Below are 18,781 nucleotides of genomic sequence, written 5' to 3'. Positions count from 1 at the left end.
TTTGTTTATACCAGCGCCGACCGGTGCCGCAGTTCTTCCGGAAGGTCGGAATCGAGCACGATCAGGTCGTACGGCTGGGCCTGGTGGACCCGGCCGAGGTGCTCGGATTTGACCAGTGCCCACGGCTGATGCGGTCCGCAGCACTCGACCAGCCGCTGCACGGAACTGAAGGCGATCAGCGCCATCCGGCCGTCCTTGGTCGCGCGGAGTTCGATCTCCGCGCTCGTGAAGTCCTTCGGCTTCTTCGCCGTCGGGAGGAACAGTGCGCTGGGCAGTGCGGGGTTCGTCACAGGAACAACATAGTCGTGCACTCTGCGCTAGATCACTTACGCTCTCGGATATGCGGACTCAGGAAGCGGGGGCGCCGCGATCCGTGCTGCTCACCGCGCTGCTGGCGGTGGTGGTGACGGCGGGCGTGATCGTGGCCGTCGTCCTGCTCCGTCCCGCCGCCCCGACCCCCGCTGGCGACCCCGGCGTGCCTCCCGTGTCCGACGGTGCCCCGAGCGCGCCCGGCGTCAACTGCGGCCCGGCGGCCTGCCGGGAGATCGGCGCGATGACCGTCGGCGGGCTGCCCGTCGTGCTGCTGGCCGACGAAGCGGGCAAGGAGGGGGTGGTCCGGATCGGGGCGGACACCGTGTACCCGCTGATGCTCAACGACATGGGGGTCACCCTGAAGGGCGATTCTCTGCGCTGCGTCGACGGCACGACGCCGGTGTGCCTGGTGCGCGGCGAAGTCGGCGGTGGCTCGGCCGGCGAGTTGTTCGTCGCGCGCGGCGGGATCTGGCGGGACACCGGGAAGCCCTATTTCTCCGACGCCGGGACGGTCGCCCTGAACGACGTGACCGCCGACGGGATCGCGGACGTCATCGTCGTGCGGCACGAATGCCCGGGCGCGCAGTCCGGCTCGGCGCGATGCCAGGCGGCGCCGGTGCTCGCGGAGGTCTACGACGTCGCGCGCGGCTCGGTGGGCTGCACGCGCCGGTACACCGCGCCGTCGGAGCTTCGGGGATGGCCGGATGTGCGGCTGACGAAGGCGGATCTGCGGGCCTGCCCCTGAGGGGGAGCAAGGGACCTTTGCTATCACTTCTCTTGACGTCGAGAGAAGCGATAGCAAAGGTCCCTTGCTCCCTTTTCGCAGGTCATCGCCGATGGCTCGCCTCACTGTGTGGATTTCGGGTCATCTAACGTCCCAAAATCCACACAGTCAGCTCAGGAACCCCAATGCCCCCGTAAGTCACAGCGAATGCGCGTGAAGGCCCCCTTCCCTCGGCTCAGCCGAGGGAAGGGGGCCTTCACGCGCTTCAAGAAGCGTCACGCACCCGCAGCAGCAGGCTCCTTCGCGGACGTAGCCGCTTCGCCGTCGGCAGTAGGCGAAGGGTCCGTAGGCGAGTTGAGCACGTCGTCGTCCAGCAGGCCTTCGCCCCGGGCGACGACCACCGGCACGACGATCTGGCCCGCGACGTTGGTCGCGGTCCGCATCATGTCCATGATCGGGTTCACCGAGTAGATCAGCGCGATCCCGAGCGCCACCTGCTGCGCGTCGAGCCCGATGAACGCGGTGGTCAGGGTCAGCGCGGTCAACCAGCCGGTGGTGCCCGCGGTGGCCAGCGCACCGAGCACGGCGACCACGACGATCCCGACGTACTGCCAGATGTTCAGCGAGACACCGGAAAGGTTCGCGATGAAGATGGCGCCGATCGCGGGGAACACCGCGGCGCAGCCGTCCATCTTCGTGGCGCTGCCCAGCGGTGTCGCGAAGGCGGCGTACGCGGGCTGGACGCCCAGGTTCACGGCGGACTGCCGGGTGAGGGGCAGCGTCGCGGCCGAAGACTGCGAAGCGAACGCGAACTGGATCGCCGTGCCCGCCTTCGAGAAGAACTTCAGCGGGCTGACCTTCGCCACGAACTGCAGCAGGATCGGGTAGACCACGAACAGGACCAGCAAGCAGCCGACGTACACCGCGAGCGTGGTGGTGAACAGCGGCCGGAACAGGGCGTCACCGTAGTTCGAGACCGCGGCGCCGATCAGGCCGATGATGCCGATCGGGGCGAGCCGGACGATCCAGCCGAGGTAGCGCTGGATGATCTCGAAGACGCTGGTGGTGAAGTCGACGAACGGCTTGGCCTTGTCTCCGAGGCTGTAGGCGGCCGCGCCGATGAGCACGGCGAGGAACAGCACCTGAAGCGTCTCGCCCTCGGTGAAGGCGGTGAAGAAGTTCTTGGGCAGCAGGCCTTCGACGAAAGCGCTCCAGGAACCCCAGTTCTCGGTGCTCTTGGCGGCCTTGTCCGCGTTCTTCGCCGTCGCGGCCACACCCTCGCCAAGACCGCCGCTGCCCGGGTTGAACAGCTTGGCGACGGCGATGCCGATCAGCGACGCGATGAACGACGTGATCGCGAACCACAGGACGGTCTTCCCGCCCAGCCGCGCGGCCTTCTTGCCGCCGCCGAGATTGCGCAGGCTGTTGATGCCGACGACGATCGCCGTGAAGACCAGCGGGATCACCGCGATCTGCAGCAGCGTCGTGAAGATGGTGCCGATCTGGTCGAGCAGGTCGGTCAGCCAGCTCGCCTCGGTCGTCCTGGCGAGCACGCCGAGCAGGGCGCCCACGACGAGCGAGCCGAGGACCGCCGCCGCGAAGACCTTTGGCCTTGTATAGGTCCGAATGAAAGACACGGGGCGACTCCGGTGCGTGAAGGTTTCCTGATTTCCCGAACGTGAAGAACGTTCGGCGAGGCAGGACTCTTCCGGATCACCCGTTCGTGTGGGAGTCGTCTCAGGATGCGGGACGCGTCCACAGGTCGATGACGCTCACGCCGACCTCGGCCAGCAAACGCCGGGTCAGCGGCAGGCTGATCCCGATGACGCTCGAAAAGTCGCCGTCGATTCCCTCGATGAACCAGCCGCCGAGCCCGTCGAGGGTGAATCCTCCCGCCACCTGAAGTGGTTCCCCGGACGCGATGTACGCCTCGATCTCTTCTTGCGAAGGTGTGCCGAAGCGAACAGTTGTGCCTTCGGTTCCGGACGTTTCTTTCGTTTTCACGCCGTCTTCGACGCGGATGATCGCGTGGCCGGTCAGGAGTTCACCGGTTTTGCCCGCCATCGCCGCCCAGCGTTCGCGGGCCGCCTCCGGCGTGATCGGTTTCCCGACCATTTCGCCGTTGATCGACAGCATCGAATCGCAGCCCACGATGACCATGTCGCCGTGGCCGCCGAGCGCCTCGAAAACCGCTTCGGCCTTCGCGGCGGCGAGCGCGCGGACCAACTCCTCGGGAGCCGGATCGGTCAGGGACGCGGCGACCGCGTCCTCGTTGACGCCGGACACAACGACGCTCGGGTCGAAGCCGGCGGAACGCAGGACGCCGAGGCGAGCGGGGGACTGGGACGCGAGAACGAAACGCACCTGATGAAAGGTACTCGACGGCCCGCTGTTGCCTAATTGTGACCTGGGACACCCGAACGTGGAGCTAGTTTGTTGTGGCGCGCAACATATGGATTGTTCGAGCTACGGAGGAACCAATGTCGTCCCGCCTCCGCGTCAGAAGATCACTTCGCACGACGCAAACCACAGTGCTCGCAGGACTGCTCCTTGCCGGTTCGGCCCTGGCCCCGGTGGCATCGGCCGCCCCTGGACCGGTCTACAAGAATCCCCACGCTTCGACGTCCGCGCGGGTGAACGACCTGCTCAAGCGGATGAGTCTCGACGACAAGATCGGCCAGATGACCCAGGCCGAACGCGGCGCGGTCACCCCCGACCAGGCCGCCGCGCTGAAACTGGGGTCCCTGCTCTCCGGTGGCGGCTCCGTGCCCGCCAGCAACACGCCGAACGGGTGGGCCGACATGGTCGACTCGTACCAGAAGGCGGCGATCTCGACGCCGCTCGGCATTCCCACGCTCTACGGCGTCGACGCCGTGCACGGACACAACAACGTCTACGGCGCCACGATCTTCCCGCACAACATCGGCCTCGGTGCGGCCAACAATCCGCGCCTGGTCGAGAAGATCGGCCGCGCGACGGCGCTGGAAGTCGCGGGAACCGGCCCGCAGTGGGACTTTTCGCCGTGCCTGTGCGTCGCCCGTGACGATCGCTGGGGCCGGACCTACGAATCCTTCGGCGAATCCCCACGCGACGCCATCGCGAACGCGTCGGCCATCACCGGCTTGCAAGGGCGCAGGCTCGGCGAGAAACCGGGATCGGTGCTCGCGACGGCGAAACACTACGTCGGCGACGGCGGCACGACGAACGGCGTCGACCAGGGCAATACCGAGATCAGCGAACGGGAACTGCGCCAGATCCACCTGCCGCCGTTCCGCGAGGCGATCGACCGCGGCGTCGGCTCGGTGATGATCTCGTTCTCCAGCTTCCAAGGTGTGCGCATGCACGCCCACAAGTACCTGATCACCGACGTCCTCAAGAAGGAACTGCGGTTCTCCGGCCTGGTGATCTCGGACTACAACGCGATCAACCAGATCGACGGCAAGGAAGGTTTCACCCCCGAAGAGGTGCGGCTCTCGGTCAACGCGGGCATCGACATGTTCATGGTCCCGTGGGACGCGCCGCAGTTCATCTCCTATCTCAAGGCGGAAGTCGAAGCGGGCCGTGTTTCGCACGACCGGATCGACGACGCGAACCGCCGCATCCTGGCGGAGAAGTTCAAGCTCGGCCTGTTCGAGCACCCGTACACCGACCGTTCGCTCCAGAAGACGTTCGGCAGCAAGGAACATCGTGAACTGGCCCGGCAGGCCGTCCGCGAATCCCAGGTGCTGCTGAAGAACGACGGTGTGCTGCCACTGGCGAAGAAGAACAACAAGATCTTCGTCGCGGGCAAGAACGCGCACGACATCGGCAACCAGGCGGGTGGCTGGACGCTCACCTGGCAAGGGCAGAGCGGCCCGGTGATCCCGGGCACGACCATCCTCGACGGCATCAAGTCGGGGGCGGGGAAGGGAACCACGGTGACCTATGACCGTGCGGGTAACGGAATCGACGGCAGCTACCGGGTCGCCCTCGCCGTGGTGGGCGAAACGCCGTACGCGGAAGGACAGGGAGACCGGCCGAACGGCTTCGGACTCGACGCGGAAGACCTCGCCACGATCGCCAAACTGAAGGCGTCCGGAGTCCCGGTCGTCGTGGTGACCGTGTCGGGGCGGCCGCTCGACATCGCCGCGCAGCTGCCGCAGTTCGACGGACTCCTCGCCGCCTGGCTCCCGGGCAGCGAAGGCGCCGGTGTCGCCGATGTCCTTTACGGCGACTACAACCCGACCGGGAAGCTGACGTTCAGCTGGCCGGCCAGCGCGGCGCAGGAACCGGTGAACGTCGGTGACGGCAAGAAGGCGCTGTACCCGTACGGCTACGGCCTGCGATACCGCCGGTAGGCCTCGTGAGTGGTAAGGACGGTTCTAACCGTCCTTACCACTCACGAGGTCAGGGGTCTCGGCCCGATTTCGCGTTCGACGAAGCGGTGGTACTCGATGGCCGCGATCGACTTCTCGAGCTGTTCGAACGTCGGCGCGGGGAGCGCGCCGTTGAAGACGATCGTCAGGCTCTTCCTCGGGATGTTGATGACGTACGGATCGACGTCGAGTTCCTCGCAGTGGCTCCGCAGGACGGCCGTCCAGTGGTCGAGGTCCTCGTCCTCGCCGAGGTGCTCCCACCGCGCGACGATCCAGTTGCCGTTGATCAGCTGGCCCGCCATCTCCCGCGGATCGTGGACCATGTACGGCTCGGCGACGTCGTTCATCGTCCGAGGTGCTCGAGGAGCGCGGCGAAGGACTCGGCCGGGAGCACCAGGATCGGCCGGATCTCGTCCGGCATCGCCCACTGCTTCGTGTCCCGGATCCCGACCAGGCCGGGCGCGGTGCCGACCTCGACGCAGGCGTTCTCTTCCCAGTGCGTGTAGGTCGACTTGTGCCAGCCGGTCATGTTCTCGTGCCAGGTGGTCATCGGAGGCCCTTTCCCCAGTGACTGTTTCGGCAAGTAGACGGGTTGCGCGGCAGCAAGGTTGGCGAGATCGGGTGATCTGCGCCCGCTGGTCGGTGAACGGCTTCGGTGATCGCGTTCGGCGCACGAAAAGGCGCCTTCACCGACAGCTGCTTTACTCACGATGCACTCTCGGAGTGCATAACGCAAAGGGTCTTAGGTCACCGAAGTGAATCGGCCGCGAGCTGTCGGTAGTCGGCGGCGATCCGCGTCAGATGCGAGCAGGCGATATCGCCGTAGGTGGCGTAGTGCTCGACTTCGGTGAAGTTCTCCTCGTAGTCGGCCACCTCGCGTTCGTCCGTGACGAGCGCCGTGGCCGTCTGGGTGCCGAGGAGCACCGCACGCGAGTCGTAGATGTCGAAACCGTGGAGGACCGGGACCGAAACCGGGGTGGTCCACGGGATCACACCCAGGCGCACCCGGCCGCGCCGGGACACCTCGACGAGGTGGTCGAGCTGGGCCAGCATCGTCGCCGCGCCGCCCATGTTCCAGCGCAGGGCGCCTTCGGTGAGCACGAAGTGGAACTCGCGGTTCGAGTCGAGGATGCGCTGGCGCTCCAGCCTGGCCTCCACCGTCTGGTCGCGTTCGTCGGCAGGAAGCGAATCACCGAACAGGGCGGTGATGTAGTCGCGGGTCTGGAGCAGGCCGAACACGATGGTCGGCTGGAAACTACGGATCCGGGCGGACGCCGTCTCGATCTTGCCGATGCGCTGCTGCATCCGCCAGGCACCGCGCTGGAGGACGACGCGGGCGGACGACGCCTCCTCACGGAGGTCCCGCGTGATCGCGACGAGCGCCCGCCGGACCTTCGCGGGCGCGCCGTAGACGCGGCACAGCGCGACGACCTGGTCCTCCGTCGGCATGAACGCGCCGGTTTCGACCCGCGAGACCTTCGACTGACTGAGTCCGGTGAGCCTGGCCGCTTCGGTACCGGTCAACCCGGCGGCTTTGCGCAGACGGCGCAATTCGGTGGAGAGCTGGTCCTGGTTCGTCACGCACGGCTTTCCAGTGGGCGATCACGGTCGGCGGATCCGTCACGATAGCCCGCGGAGCCGCTTTCAGCGAGGCAGCGCCGAAGCCCGCCAAGCCCCTTCGCCGGGCGCGAGCGGCGCCCGGACGAGCGAGGCCTTGTCCGCCCACCAGGAATCCCGTTTCGGAGCCGGTTCCGGCGCCCGCGCACCGGCCGCCGCCGCGACGACGGCGGTCAGCGCGGCGAGCTCGGCGTCGTCCGGGTTGCCCCGGACGACGCGCAGCAGCGGGGTTTCGGGCGCGGTCACAGCGGGATGTTCCCGTGCTTCTTGGGCGGCAGCGTCTCCCGTTTGCCTTGGAGCAGCGAGAGCGCCTTCGCGATGTGGCCGCGGGTGTGCGCGGGCACGATCACCGAGTCGACGTAGCCGCGTTCGGCCGCCGCGTACGGGTTCAGGAGCGTGTCCTCGTACTCCTGGATCAGCTCGGCGCGCAGCGCGTCGACGTCCTTGCCGTCGGCGGCGGCCGCGGCGAGGGTCTTGCGGTGCACGATGTTCGCCGCGCCCTGCGCGCCCATGACCGCGACCTGCGCCGTCGGCCAGGCCAGGTTGATGTCCGCGCCCAGGTGCTTCGACCCCATGACGTCGTACGCGCCGCCGTACGCCTTGCGGGTGATGACGGTGACGAGCGGGACGGTCGCTTCGGCGTAGGCGTAGATCAGCTTCGCGCCGCGCCGGATGATGCCGTTCCACTCCTGGTCGGTGCCGGGCAGGAAGCCGGGGACGTCGACGAAGGTCAGCACCGGGATGTTGAACGCATCGCAGGTGCGCACGAACCGCGCGGCCTTCTCGGACGCGTCGATGTCGAGGCAGCCGGCGAACTGGGTCGGCTGGTTCGCCACGATGCCGACGCTGCGCCCGTCCACCCGGCCGAAGCCGACCAGGATGTTGGGCGCGAACAGCTCGTGGACCTCGAGGAAGTCGCCGTCGTCGACGATGCGGGTGATGACCTCGTGCATGTCGTACGGCTGATTCGGCGAGTCCGGGATCAGCGTGTCGAGTTCGCGGTCGGACTCGGTGACGTCGTCGAAGAACCCGCCGGGGGAGGAACCCGTCTCGAAGACCGGCGCCTCGGACAGGTTGTTCGCCGGAAGGAACGAAAGCAGTTCCTTGACGTAGGCGATCGCGTCCTCGTCGTCGGAACCGAGGTAGTGCGCGTTGCCCGAACGGGTGTTGTGCGTGCGCCCGCCGCCGAGCTCCTCGAACGAGACCTCTTCACCCGTCACGGTCTTCACGACGTCGGGACCGGTGATGAACATGTGCGAGGTTTTGTCGACCATCACCACGAAGTCGGTCAGCGCGGGGGAGTAGACGTGCCCGCCCGCGTTGGCGCCCATGATCAGCGAGATCTGCGGGATGACGCCGGACGCCTTGACGTTGCGGTTGAAGATCTCGCCGTACAGCCCGAGCGAGACGACGCCTTCCTGGATCCGCGCGCCGCCGCCCTCGTTGATGCCGATGATCGGGCGGCCGGTCTTGATCGCCAGGTCCATCACCTTGACGATCTTCTCGCCGTACACCTCACCGAGTGAACCGCCGAAGACGGTGACGTCCTGGCTGAACACGCACACCGGACGCCCGTCGACGGTGCCGTAGCCGGTGACGACGCCGTCGCCGTAGGGCCGGTTCTTCTCCTGGCCGAAGTTCACCGAGCGGTGCTTCGCGAGCTCGTCGAGTTCGACGAACGAGCCCTCATCCAGGAGCAGGTCGATCCGCTCGCGGGCCGTCTTCTTGCCCTTGGCGTGCTGTTTCTCCACCGCCCTCGCGGAACCCGCGTGGACCGCCTCGTCATACCGGCGGTACAGGTCGGCCAGCTTGCCGGCCGTGGTGTGGATGTCCGGTTCGTCCTCGGGCGGCGTCCCGAGCGGCTCCGTCGCACTGCTCATGAAAGCGCAGCCTAGCTACTCGACGGTCACTTCGCGTGTGGCGTAGGCAACGTCCGTTCCTTGGGGGCAGGCCCGGTGTTGGGTGTCGCGAAAGCCACTTTCGCGACGTCTGATGTCCTGAAAGTGGCTTTCGCGACATGTTCGTGAGGATTCGCGTGACTGGATGGACGGCACCTGTGATCAGACGGACGACACGCGTGACTGGACGGACGACACGCGTGACTGGATGGACTTCACTGGACCGAGGCGCGCACCAGCCCCGATTCGTACGCCGCGATCACCAGCTGCGCCCGGTCCCGCGCCGCGAGTTTGTGCAGGAGGTGACCGATATGCGTCTTCACCGTCGCCAGCCCGAGATGCAGGGTCCCGGCGATCTCGTCGTTCGACAGGCCGCGCGCGATCAGGCTCAAGACCTCGCGTTCGCGCGTGGTGATGTTGTCCAGCGAAGCCGCGACGCGCTGACCGGGATCGGGCAGCCGCGCGAACTCGGCGATGAGCCTTCGAGTGATCGACGGGGCGAGCAGTCCTTCGCCCGCCGCGACGACCCGGATCGCGCTCAGCAGTTCGGCTGGCGGGGTGTCCTTCAGCAGGAATCCGCTCGCGCCCGCGCGCAACGCCGAATAGACGTAGGCGTCGAGGTCGAACGTGGTCAGCATCAGCACGTGGACGCCCTCGGTGGCGGGCGACGCGCAGATCCGCCGGGTCGCTTCGATGCCGTCCAGTTCGGGCATGCGGACGTCCATCAGCACGACGTCGGGGCGTTCCTTCTCGGCGAGTTCCGCGGCCTCCGCGCCGTCGCTCGCCTCGCCGACGACTTCGAGGTCCGGCGCGCTGTCGACGAGCACGCGGAAGCTGCCCCGCAGCAACGCCTGGTCGTCGGCGATCAGTACGCGGATCATCGTGTCCCCACTTCCTTGGCGGCGTACGGCAACCGCGCGAACACCCGGAATCCCCCGGCGGGCAGCGGGCCCGCTTCGAAGTCACCACCGTAGACGGCGACGCGTTCGCGCATGCCGATCAAGCCGTGCCCGCCCACGGCGGGCGGAGAGACCTCGCCGCGCCCGTCGTCGACGATCTCGACGCTGACCTCGCCGGGGCCTTCGGTGATCGTGACCCGGCAGGCCGACGGTCCCGCGTGCTTCACGACGTTGGTCACCGCCTCCTGCGTGATGCGGTAGACCGAAAGCGCGACACCTTCGGGCAGGTCGTCCACCGCCTCGCCGGACAGCTCGACGCGCACCCCGGCCTGTCCGGCGCGTTCGGCCAGGGTCCGCAGGTCGGCGAGTTTCGGCGCTGGGCCGAGCGCGGCCTCGGGCGTCCCGTCACCGGAACGGAGGACGCCGAGCATCCGCCGGAGTTCGACGAGCGTCTCGCGGCTGGTGAGTTCGATGACCCGCAACGCTTCGCGGGCCTCTTCGGGCTGTTCCCGCGCGACGTGGTTGCCGACGGCCGCCTTGACCGCGATCAGGCTCATGCTGTGCGCGACGACGTCGTGCATTTCGCGCGCGATCCGCAGCCGTTCGTCGGAAACCGCCTGATCGGCCTGGGTTTCGGCCAGCTGGGCCAGGTTCGCGCGCCGTTGCCGCGTCATCCAGCCCAGCGCCCACGAGCCGGCCACCCCGCCACCCGCGAAGGCCGTCGACGCGATCGTGTTCGGCCCGAGCCGCGCGACCTCGAAGATCATGACCAAGACCAGGCCGAGACCCATCGCGATCAGCGAGCGGGCGCGCGGGTGTTCCAGTGCCACCGTGTACAGGGCGCACGCGGCGGCCAGCAGCGCGGCCGGGCCCAGCGCGTTGTCGGCGAGCAGGGCAGGTACCAGGCTGCCGAGGCCGAGGCCGTAGGCGACCAGCGGACGGTGCCGCCGCAGCGCGATCGCGATCCCGCTGGTGACGACCGTCGCCCACGCGAGCCACATCGGGATGGCGACGAGGAACGTCCACGTCCCCGCCGCCAGGTTCCCGCCGACGGCCACGACGAGCACCAGCGCGAGGAGCGCGTCGATCGTGTACGCCACCCGCTGGGAGAGCGCCGACGGCTGTTTCATACGGCGAACTTAACCGGCCGGGCGGTGCGTGCGCGTCCGTCCGGTGGAGGTCATCCCCAGGGTGGAGATCAGCGGGACAGATGGACGCCGATTCCGCCGCGTCCCGGCGCGAGTTCCGGGCGCAGGACCAGATCGTCGTCGTAGTCGCCCCCGTTCTGGGGACGGAACGGGATCGGTTCCTGAGTGGACAGCGTCCGCAGCCGTTCGCGCAGCGCCTTGACAGCGGCTTCGTAGTGCTCGGGCGAGACGCGGTCGGCGCCGCAGATCGTCAGCGGGGGAAGGACGGACATGCCCGCGTACCAGAGCGTCCCGTGCTGCAACGGGAACAGCAGGTCGCCGATTTCGCCGTTCACCCCGCGCGGACCGATCGTGGCCTCCGGCGCGCCCGCGGTCAGCACGACCATGGCGCGTTTCCCGGCCAGCGCGCCTTCGCCGTAGCGCGCCGTCCGGCCGTCGGGACGCTGGACGCCGTAGGCGAAACCCTTGACGAAGACGCGGTCGAACCAGCCCTTGAGGATGGCGGGCATTCCGTACCACCACAGCGGGAACTGGACGATCACGGTGTCCGCCCATGCCAGTTTTTCGTGCTCGGCGCGGATGTCCTCGCCGAGTTCGCCGGTCTCGAAGGCGTTCTTCGACGTCGAGCCGACGATGAGCCGGTCCGGGGAAGCGGCCCGGCCGAAGTCGTCGGCGTCGACCACGGCCTTCCACTTCATCGCGTAGAGATCGGACTCCCGGACGTCGGCGCCCTGCGCCCGGAGGGCGCGCAGCCCCTCGTCGCGCAGCGAGCCGCTGAGGGAGCGGGGTTCCGGATGGGCGTAGATCCACAGCACGTTCATGACCCCACCGTCGCGCGTTCTCCCGGCCGGGACGAGTGGCCCGATGGACAACATGTGCAAGAATCGAGCCATGGGCTTTTTCACGCATCCCGGCCGCCACCGGGTCGCCGTGCTGGTCCGCCACGGAATGCTGGTGATGGAGCTCGGCATCGTCACCCGCCTGTTCGGCACGGCCAAATCCGCCGACGGCGAGCCGCTCTACGAGGTCGTCACCTGCACGCCGGAACCGGGCCAGATCCGGACCGACGCCGACGTCACGATCTCGGTCGCGCACGGGCCGGAGGTGCTGGCCGAGGCCGACACCGTCGTCATCCCGGCGTCGTCCACCGAATACGAACCGTCGGGGCACGACCTCACCGAGCCGCTCGCGCGGGCGCTGGAGCTGATCCGGCCGGAAGCCAGGATCGCGTCGATCTGCACGGGTGCCTTCGTGCTCGCCGCCGCCGGCCTGCTCGACGGCCGGAAGGCGACCACGCACTGGCGTTCGGCGCTGGACTTCCAGGCGAAGTTCCCGAAGGTCGACCTCGATCCCAACGTGCTCTACACCGACGACGGGAACGTCCTGACCGCGGCGGGCGTCGCGTCCGGGATCGACCTCTGCCTGCACATGATCCGCTGCGATCACGGTGCCGCGATCGCGAACGAGGTCGCGCGCGGGACGGTCGTCTCGCCGCACCGCGAGGGCGGGCAGGCGCAGTTCATCCGGCGGCCGGTGCCGGAGCCGCAGTCCTCCTCGACGGCGGCGGCGCGGGCTTGGGCGCTCGAGAACCTCGACCGGCCGTTGACGTTGCGCGAACTCGCGGCGAAAGAGGCGATGAGCACGAGGACGTTCACGCGGCGGTTCCGCGACGAGGTCGGGATTTCGGCGTTGCAGTGGCTGACCCAGCAGCGGATCGAACGGGCCCGTCAGCTGCTCGAAGAGACCGATCTGCCGGTGGACAAGGTCGCCACCGAAGCGGGCTTCGGCACCGCCGCGTCGCTGCGCCAGCATCTGCAGGCGGCGTTGGGGGTCTCGCCGAGCGCTTACCGGAACACCTTCCGCGAAGCCGTCTGAAATCAGCTGACCGCCTGGTAACTTACCCGAAGATAAGTTCCGGAGGTGGTTGTGAAGGCCCTCAAATTCGCCGAACGGGTGTTGTTCGCCGGTGCCGCGATCGGCACGGTGTACTCCGCGAGGACAGGCAATCGGAAGCTGCAACTCGCGACCAAACCGGCCGCGGTCCCGGTGCTCGCCGCCAGGGTCGCGCGTGCGCGGGGGCTCGCGCCGGGGGAGAAGGGTCTGCTCGTCACCGCGTTGATCGCGGCGGGCGCGGGCGACCACTTCATGGGCAGGTCCGACGAGGACGGCCAGCTGATCAGGGGCGCGACGTCGTTCGGTGTCATGCAGGTGCTGTATTCCGCGCTGTTGTGGCGCCGCGGTGCTCGCCCGCGCGCGGCGACCGCGCCTCCCCGGCTGGCGGCGTGGGCCGCGGCCGCGATCGCGATGGCGTTGCCGAAGCCCTCTCCGGTCTCTTCGGTGCTTTCGGTCTACGGAGGCCTGCTGAGCACGACGTCGACCCTCGCGGCCGACCCGGTGCTGGCGCCGAGGGCCAAGGTCTCGGGCGGGATGATGGTCCCGTCGGGTGATCGCCGCACCTGGATCGCGGCCGGCGCGCTGCTGTTCTCCGCGTCGGATCTGGCGATCCTGATCCGCCGCAATTTCGTCACCAGTGAGCGGGTGCGGGCCAACCTCGAAACCTTCGTGCTGACGTCGTACCTCGCGTCGCAGTGGCTGCTCGTCGAAGGCATGACCGCGGAAAGTTAAGCACTTACTTGACTATCGCTCGGCATGGGCGGATAGTTAAGCATGTGCCTAACCAACGCATGGACCAGGTGTTCAAGGCGCTTTCCGACGGGACGCGCCGCGAAATGATCGAGCGCCTCACCCGGGGACCCGCCTCGGTGGGGGAGCTCGCGCAGCCGTTGTCGATGTCGCTGCCCGCCGTGATGCAGCACCTCCAGGTGCTGGAGGGCGCCGGGCTCGTCCGGTCGGAGAAGGCGGGGCGCGTCCGCACCTGCCACCTCGAACCGGAGGGGCTGCGGATGGCCGAGGACTGGCTCGGCGGGCAGCGCACCGGCTGGGAACACCGGCTCGATCGCCTTGGCGGCTATCTGGACACCGACGAAGGGAAAAGGCCATGACCGTCAAACACGCCACTTTCACCCTCGAGCGCGTCTACCCCGTGCCGCCGGAACGCGTTTTCGCCGCCTGGTCCGATCCGGCCGCGAAGGCCGGTTGGATCACCGCGCCCGGCGGCGGGCACTCCCTGGACTTCCGGGTCGGCGGCCGCGAGGTCATCAGCGGCCCCGGCGACGGCAAGCGGCCGGTCTTCGAAGCCCGCTACGAGGACATCGCGGAAAACGAGCGGATCGTCTACGCGGGAAGGCTCTCCGCGGACGACGTCCTGGCGACGGTGTCGGTCACGACGATCCTGCTCGAAGCCGAGGAGGGCGGCACCCGGCTGACGTTGACCGAACAGGGCACCTTCCTCGACGGCCACGAAGAACCCGCGTGGCGGGAACAGGGCACGGCCGACTGGCTCGATGCGCTGGGGAAGGCTTTGTCGGCAGTATGAACACATGCTGACCGCTGAGCTGATCGTCGACAGCCGTGTCCCGTCGAACCCCGCGCTCTCGCCGGACGGGCGGTGGATCGCCTACCAGGTCTCGACCATCGCGAAGGGCGTCCCCGAGATCTGGCTCGCCGCCGTGGACGGCGGCGAGAAGCCGCGAAAGATGGCTGAAGGTTCCTCGCCCCGGTGGTCGCCGGATTCTCTCTACTTTCTCCACGACGGGCTGATTCACACGGAGGACGGGCCGCTGTTCGCCTGGCGGAGTGAGATCACCGCGTTCCTGCCGATGCGCGAGCGGATCGTGTTCATCGCCGAAGACGAGACGCCCGCGGCGGAAATCCGGGTCTGGAGCGAGAGTCTCCGTCCGGCACGGCTGCGGAGCTTCGACCCGCGAACCGGTGAGATCACGACGCTGGTCGAGGACCACGTGGTCGACGTCGCCCGCCGTCAGGACGACAAGGCGCTCGCCGTGGTGACGTGGCCGACGCCGGAACTTGATTCCGGCGGTCTCGAACCCCGGCTTTCCTTGCTGGACCTGGAAACCGGTGAACGTCGTGATCTAGGCCAGGCGGCGTTCGAAGCCACCTCCCCGGTTTGGTGGCGGGACGAGGGCGGCTGGCACGTCGCATACCTCGGGAATCCGGAAGTGGTGGGCGGCAGGGCGGTCTTCGACGTTCCTGTGGAGACAGGGGAACATCGCAACCTGACACCGGAATCGGCTTGCCCGGACAAGCTCGCGCAGGTCGATTCCGGTGCTCCTCTGGTGCTTGTGGCCGACGGGCTCGACACGGCCCTCCATCGGCTCGGTGACGGCGAAGTGTCGTTCTGGCGCGGGCATGCCGACGCGCTGGCCTCGAACGGCGAAATCGCGGTCACCGTGCTGAGCACCGCGTATCGGCCCAAGGATGTCCACTGTGGACCCATCGACGGTCCGCTGGAACAGGTGAGTGAAACGGCGCCGGAGTTCGCGGGGATTTCGTGGGGCTCCCAGGAACGGTTGTCCTACAAGGCGTCCGACGGCCTCGCGTTGGACGGCCTGCTTGTTCTCCCGCCGGGAAAGACTCGGGCCGACGGACCTTTCTCGCTGGTCACGCGGGTTCACGGCGGACCGTATGACCGGCACGCGGACGGCTTCATGCTCGGCTGGTTCCCGTCGGCGCAGTGGCTGGCCCTGGCGGGGCACGCCGTCTTCCTGCCGAATCCCCGTGGGGGACAAGGCCACGGGCACGAATTCGCCGCTTCCGTCGCGGGACGGGTAGGCCTGGAGGAATGGAGCGATATCGAGGCCGGGATCGATCTCCTCATCGCCGAAGGTGTGGCCGATCCGGAGCGGCTCGGGATCGCGGGCGGGAGCCACGGCGGATTCATGACGGCCTGGGCCGTCGGGCAGACCCGGCGGTTCAAGGCGGCGCTGATGGTCGCCGGGATCTGTGACTGGGGAATGCTCGCCGCGACCGGTGAACTCGGTCCGGTGGTGGAAGCCGGGCATGGCGGGAGTATCGGCTGGGAAGGAACGGGACCGCACCGGCACGATCGGCTCAGCCCGATCTCCTACGCGTCGAAGATCGAGACCCCCGTGCTGATCGTGCACGGTGCGGAAGACACGAACGTTCCCTTGTCCCAGGCGGAATTCTTCCACCGCGCGCTACGCCACTTCGGCGTCGAACACGACCTCGTCGTTTATCCCGGCGAAGGGCATTCGCTCCGCGGACGTGATCACCAGCTGGATCTGCTTCGCCGCTCCCGCGAGTGGTTCGCTCGGTTGCTTTAGCTTTGCGGTTCGCCGGGGACGTACGTGCCGAAAGTCCATTCGTAGCCTTCGAGGTCGTCGACGCGGAAGCGGTAGTTGCCCCATTCGGTGTCTTCCGGTTTCCAGACCGACGTCGCGCCGGCTTCGATGGCGGAGGCGAACACGGCGTCCACGGCTTCCTGCGTCGGAAGGCTCACGTAGAGGCCGTGGCCGACGGTTTCGCCCTTGCGCGCCGGGCGGTCGTAATCCTCCTCCGCGCTGAACACGATGATCCTGACTTCGCCGAGCCGCAGTTCGGAGTGCAGGATCAGGCCCTTGTCGTCGGCGTATTCCGTGGTGGTCTCGAAGCCGAAAGCGCGTTCGAGCCAGCGCAGGGCCTTGGGGGCGTCGCGGTAGGCGAGGTAGGTGTGGAGGTCGGCGGGGCGTTCCTTGGTTTCGGTCATGGGCACAGCCTCGCAACCGATGCGGACAACCACGGTCCTCGATCCACACCTGTTTCTCACCAGAGCAGTCGCAGCCCGAGCACGGTGATGAGCGCGCTCGATGCCAGCGCGGTCACCAGCCGCCCGCGGCGTCCGGTCAACGCCTTGCCGAGTACGGCGCCGCCACCGGCGAGGAACAATTGCCAGCTGGCCGAGGCCGCGAACGCCGCCGCCACGAAGACCACGTGTTCCGCTCCGCCGGCGGCGGCCATGTCCTCGCTGCCGAGTACGAGCGCCGCGAAGTAGACCACCGTCATCGGGTTGAGCAAGGTGATCCCGAGCAGGCTCAGGTATGCCTTCAGCGGCCCGATCGCGACCGGCTGGGTCACCTCGGCTTTCGCGTGATCGCGGAAGTTCCGGATCCCGCTGAGTCCGATGTGGACGGCCAGCGCGAGCAGCACCACCACCGACGCCCAGCGCAGCGGTACGGCGATCGGCTCGATGAAAGGAATGAGCCTGCCGCCGCCGAGAACCGCGGCCAGCGCGTACAACCCGTCGGCCGTGGCGACGCCGAGCGCGGCGTACGCGCCGATCTTGAGGCCCGATCCGGCCGTCAGCACCACGAGATAGGTCGCGACCGCGCCCACCGGGATGGCGATGCCATACCCGGCGAGCAGGCCCGCGACGAGCGCGGCGTTCACGGCCGGACTGGTGCCGGCCTCCGCCAGGACCCGGCCTGCTGCTGCACCCGCACCCGTCGGACGACGGAGGACGGGGTCAGGAAGGTGCGGGTCGAAGTCATGGGAGAAGGATGCGAACGGACGGCGCGCGGCGCAACACAATTACTTCAGCGGCGCCTCGGCCCCGGTGCTCGTGTCGCGAAAGCCCTTTCGGGACATCAGACGTCGCGAAAGTGGCTTTCGCGACATGTCGCGGGGGGCACCGGGAGGCGCCCAGGTTGCGAAAGCCACTTTCGCAACCTTCAACGTTGCGAAAGTGGCTTTCGCAACGCCGACACGGCTGCCTTACCCCTCACCACTCACGAGAGGGCGGGCTGCAGAGCGGCGTCCAGGTCGGCCAGCAGCTTGGCCTTCGGCCGGGCCCCGACGGTCGTCCACACTGGACTCCCATCCCGGAAGAGGATCAGCGTCGGCAGCGACATGACCTGATAATTCCGTGCCGTGAGCGGGTTTTCGTCGGAGTTGAGCTTGCGGATGAGCAGCGAGCCCGCCCGCTCTTCGGCGATCTGTTCGAGCACCGGCGCGATCATGTGGCAGGGCGGGCACCATTGTGCCCAGAAGTCCACCAGGACGGGCGTGTCCTGATCCAGGACGAGCTCTTGGAAGGTTTCGTCGGTGACGACGGAAAGGGACATTCAGGCCTCCTCGTTTCGCGGCACGACGACGCACGGCCCCGGCGGCGTTTTCAGCGCGCCCGCCAGCTTCGTCAGCAGGCTTTCCCGCACGTCGTTGAGCCGGGCCAGACAGGCGTCCACCTCGGCGAGTTTGCGTTGGTAGACCTCGATCGAATCGGCACACGAGTCACCGGTCTCGTGCCCGGCGCGCAGGCACTCGACGAACGGCCTGGTGTCTTCGAGGCTGAGCCCGACCGCTTGCAGGGTCAGGATCTCGTTCACCAGGCGGTAGTCGTCCTCGTCGTACTCCCGGTAGCCGTTCGACGCGCGCCGTGCGTCGAGAAGCCCTTGTGACTCATAGAAACGCAGCGCGCGGGTGGTGGTTCCGGTACGCGCGGCGAGTTCGCCGATCCGCATGGAACCGAGCGTAAACCTTGCCCTTGGCGTCAAGGCAAACGTTCAGTCGTCGAGATCGATCCGGATGGTGAGGAGGTTCGTGCCGATCGCCCGCACGGCGGCGCTGTTCACCGTGGGCAGGGTCTTCAGGCGGGCGCGGGCGTCGTCCTCGGGGAGCAGGCGCGCCGTGCCGGTGTGCCACCGCCCCTTGAGCCGGAGCCGGACCCGCGGATCGGCCTGGATGTTGCGGACATACTGCGACTTCTCGCCGAACTCCGAGACGATCCAGAACGAGCGGCCCACCCGGCGGCCACCGATCGGCGTGCTCCGCGGCAGCCCGGATCTGCGGCCGGTGGTCTCCAGGATCGGCTGGGACGGCAGGCGGCCGAGGATCGGGTTGCCGACGTGGCGCTGAAAGGTCGTGGCCACGCGGTGCTTGATCTCGTGATAGCGGGACATGGCTCCAGGGTGCC

The 18,781-nt window shown here is 68.0% G+C and carries 23 protein-coding genes; 7 read left to right on the top strand and 16 right to left on the bottom strand.

The window, feature by feature from the left end:
* Positions 1-5 precede the first annotated feature (5 nt).
* A complete protein-coding gene (locus tag H4W30_RS36445) occupies positions 6-290 on the bottom strand; it encodes an SAV_915 family protein (protein ID WP_126735211.1) in 285 nt (94 codons plus the stop codon).
* Between the two features lie 83 nt (positions 291-373).
* Here H4W30_RS36445 and H4W30_RS36440 point away from each other — a divergent pair, with 83 nt between their 5' ends.
* Complete coding sequence (locus tag H4W30_RS36440; protein WP_192746940.1) at positions 374-1,057, top strand: hypothetical protein; 684 nt, start codon at positions 374-376, stop codon at positions 1,055-1,057.
* A 254-nt stretch (positions 1,058-1,311) separates the two neighbouring features.
* Here H4W30_RS36440 and H4W30_RS36435 read toward each other — a convergent pair whose 3' ends face one another.
* Together H4W30_RS36435 and H4W30_RS36430 are read right to left on the bottom strand one after the other, a co-directional pair.
* A complete protein-coding gene (locus H4W30_RS36435; RefSeq protein WP_192746678.1) occupies positions 1,312-2,673 on the bottom strand; it encodes a dicarboxylate/amino acid:cation symporter in 1,362 nt (453 codons plus the stop codon).
* Positions 2,674-2,773: 100 nt separating this feature from the next.
* Positions 2,774-3,400 carry a Maf family protein gene (locus tag H4W30_RS36430; protein ID WP_192746677.1) on the bottom strand — a complete coding sequence of 209 codons (627 nt, stop codon included), beginning with the start codon at positions 3,398-3,400 and terminating at the stop codon, positions 2,774-2,776.
* A 167-nt stretch (positions 3,401-3,567) separates the two neighbouring features.
* On the opposite strand from H4W30_RS36430, the gene H4W30_RS36425 reads away from it, so the two are divergent.
* Complete coding sequence (locus tag H4W30_RS36425) at positions 3,568-5,373, top strand: glycoside hydrolase family 3 protein (protein WP_192746676.1); 1,806 nt, start codon at positions 3,568-3,570, stop codon at positions 5,371-5,373.
* A gap of 41 nt (positions 5,374-5,414) precedes the next feature.
* On the opposite strand, the gene H4W30_RS36420 is transcribed toward H4W30_RS36425, so the two are convergent.
* From H4W30_RS36420 to H4W30_RS36385, 8 genes are all read right to left on the bottom strand, one after another.
* Positions 5,415-5,738 carry a hypothetical protein gene (locus tag H4W30_RS36420; RefSeq protein ID WP_192746675.1) on the bottom strand — a complete coding sequence of 108 codons (324 nt, stop codon included), beginning with the start codon at positions 5,736-5,738 and terminating at the stop codon, positions 5,415-5,417.
* Positions 5,735-5,941: a DUF397 domain-containing protein gene (locus H4W30_RS36415; RefSeq protein ID WP_192746674.1), complete on the bottom strand. Its 207-nt coding sequence runs from the start codon at positions 5,939-5,941 to the stop codon at positions 5,735-5,737. The genes H4W30_RS36420 and H4W30_RS36415 overlap by 4 nt, the downstream gene beginning before the upstream one ends.
* A gap of 197 nt (positions 5,942-6,138) precedes the next feature.
* Entirely contained in the window at positions 6,139-6,972 is an 834-nt protein-coding gene (locus H4W30_RS36410; protein WP_192746673.1) for a helix-turn-helix domain-containing protein, read from the bottom strand.
* A gap of 63 nt (positions 6,973-7,035) precedes the next feature.
* On the bottom strand, positions 7,036-7,254 hold the full coding sequence (locus H4W30_RS36405) for an acyl-CoA carboxylase subunit epsilon (RefSeq protein WP_016331339.1): 219 nt from the start codon (positions 7,252-7,254) through the stop codon (positions 7,036-7,038).
* Positions 7,251-8,888, bottom strand: a complete 1,638-nt coding sequence (locus tag H4W30_RS36400) for an acyl-CoA carboxylase subunit beta (RefSeq protein ID WP_192746672.1) — start codon at positions 8,886-8,888, stop codon at positions 7,251-7,253. Before H4W30_RS36400 ends, H4W30_RS36405 begins: the two co-directional genes overlap by 4 nt.
* Before the next feature lie 233 nt (positions 8,889-9,121).
* Positions 9,122-9,787, bottom strand: a complete 666-nt coding sequence (locus tag H4W30_RS36395) for a response regulator (protein ID WP_192746671.1) — start codon at positions 9,785-9,787, stop codon at positions 9,122-9,124.
* On the bottom strand, positions 9,784-10,935 hold the full coding sequence (locus tag H4W30_RS36390; protein ID WP_192746670.1) for a sensor histidine kinase: 1,152 nt from the start codon (positions 10,933-10,935) through the stop codon (positions 9,784-9,786). Before H4W30_RS36390 ends, H4W30_RS36395 begins: the two co-directional genes overlap by 4 nt.
* 68 nt (positions 10,936-11,003) lie before the next feature.
* Positions 11,004-11,774, bottom strand: a complete 771-nt coding sequence (locus tag H4W30_RS36385; RefSeq protein WP_192746669.1) for an NAD(P)H-dependent oxidoreductase — start codon at positions 11,772-11,774, stop codon at positions 11,004-11,006.
* 43 nt (positions 11,775-11,817) lie between these two features.
* Between H4W30_RS36385 and H4W30_RS36380 the strand changes: the two genes are divergently transcribed.
* The 5 genes from H4W30_RS36380 to H4W30_RS36360 are packed head-to-tail and all read left to right on the top strand — an operon-like array spanning position 11,818 to position 16,157.
* Positions 11,818-12,828, top strand: coding sequence for a GlxA family transcriptional regulator (locus H4W30_RS36380; RefSeq protein ID WP_192746668.1), 1,011 nt, complete (start codon positions 11,818-11,820; stop codon positions 12,826-12,828).
* Positions 12,829-12,873: 45 nt separating this feature from the next.
* Complete coding sequence (locus H4W30_RS36375; protein WP_318780728.1) at positions 12,874-13,578, top strand: lysoplasmalogenase family protein; 705 nt, start codon at positions 12,874-12,876, stop codon at positions 13,576-13,578.
* 59 nt (positions 13,579-13,637) lie between these two features.
* Positions 13,638-13,955, top strand: coding sequence for an ArsR/SmtB family transcription factor (locus H4W30_RS36370; protein ID WP_192746938.1), 318 nt, complete (start codon positions 13,638-13,640; stop codon positions 13,953-13,955).
* Positions 13,952-14,389, top strand: a complete 438-nt coding sequence (locus H4W30_RS36365; protein WP_192746667.1) for an SRPBCC family protein — start codon at positions 13,952-13,954, stop codon at positions 14,387-14,389. The genes H4W30_RS36370 and H4W30_RS36365 overlap by 4 nt, the downstream gene beginning before the upstream one ends.
* Before the next feature lie 4 nt (positions 14,390-14,393).
* A complete protein-coding gene (locus H4W30_RS36360) occupies positions 14,394-16,157 on the top strand; it encodes a S9 family peptidase (RefSeq protein ID WP_192746666.1) in 1,764 nt (587 codons plus the stop codon).
* On the opposite strand, the gene H4W30_RS36355 is transcribed toward H4W30_RS36360, so the two are convergent.
* The 5 genes from H4W30_RS36355 to H4W30_RS36335 form a co-directional block, all read right to left on the bottom strand.
* Positions 16,154-16,579, bottom strand: coding sequence for a VOC family protein (locus tag H4W30_RS36355; protein WP_192746665.1), 426 nt, complete (start codon positions 16,577-16,579; stop codon positions 16,154-16,156). The genes H4W30_RS36360 and H4W30_RS36355 overlap by 4 nt on opposite strands.
* 56 nt (positions 16,580-16,635) lie before the next feature.
* Complete coding sequence (locus tag H4W30_RS36350; protein WP_192746664.1) at positions 16,636-17,259, bottom strand: LysE family transporter; 624 nt, start codon at positions 17,257-17,259, stop codon at positions 16,636-16,638.
* Positions 17,260-17,597: 338 nt separating this feature from the next.
* Entirely contained in the window at positions 17,598-17,933 is a 336-nt protein-coding gene (trxA, locus tag H4W30_RS36345) for a thioredoxin (protein ID WP_192746663.1), read from the bottom strand.
* Positions 17,934-18,329 (bottom strand): MerR family transcriptional regulator, encoded by a 396-nt coding sequence (locus H4W30_RS36340; protein ID WP_192746662.1) that lies wholly within the window; start codon positions 18,327-18,329, stop codon positions 17,934-17,936.
* A 42-nt stretch (positions 18,330-18,371) separates the two neighbouring features.
* Entirely contained in the window at positions 18,372-18,767 is a 396-nt protein-coding gene (locus H4W30_RS36335; protein WP_192746661.1) for a nitroreductase/quinone reductase family protein, read from the bottom strand.
* Between the last annotated feature and the right edge of the window lie 14 nt (positions 18,768-18,781).

Source organism: Amycolatopsis roodepoortensis (assembly GCF_014873915.1).
GTDB classification, from domain to species: Bacteria; Actinomycetota; Actinomycetes; order Mycobacteriales; family Pseudonocardiaceae; genus Amycolatopsis; species Amycolatopsis roodepoortensis.
This window is presented reverse-complemented; position numbering and strand designations above follow the sequence as displayed.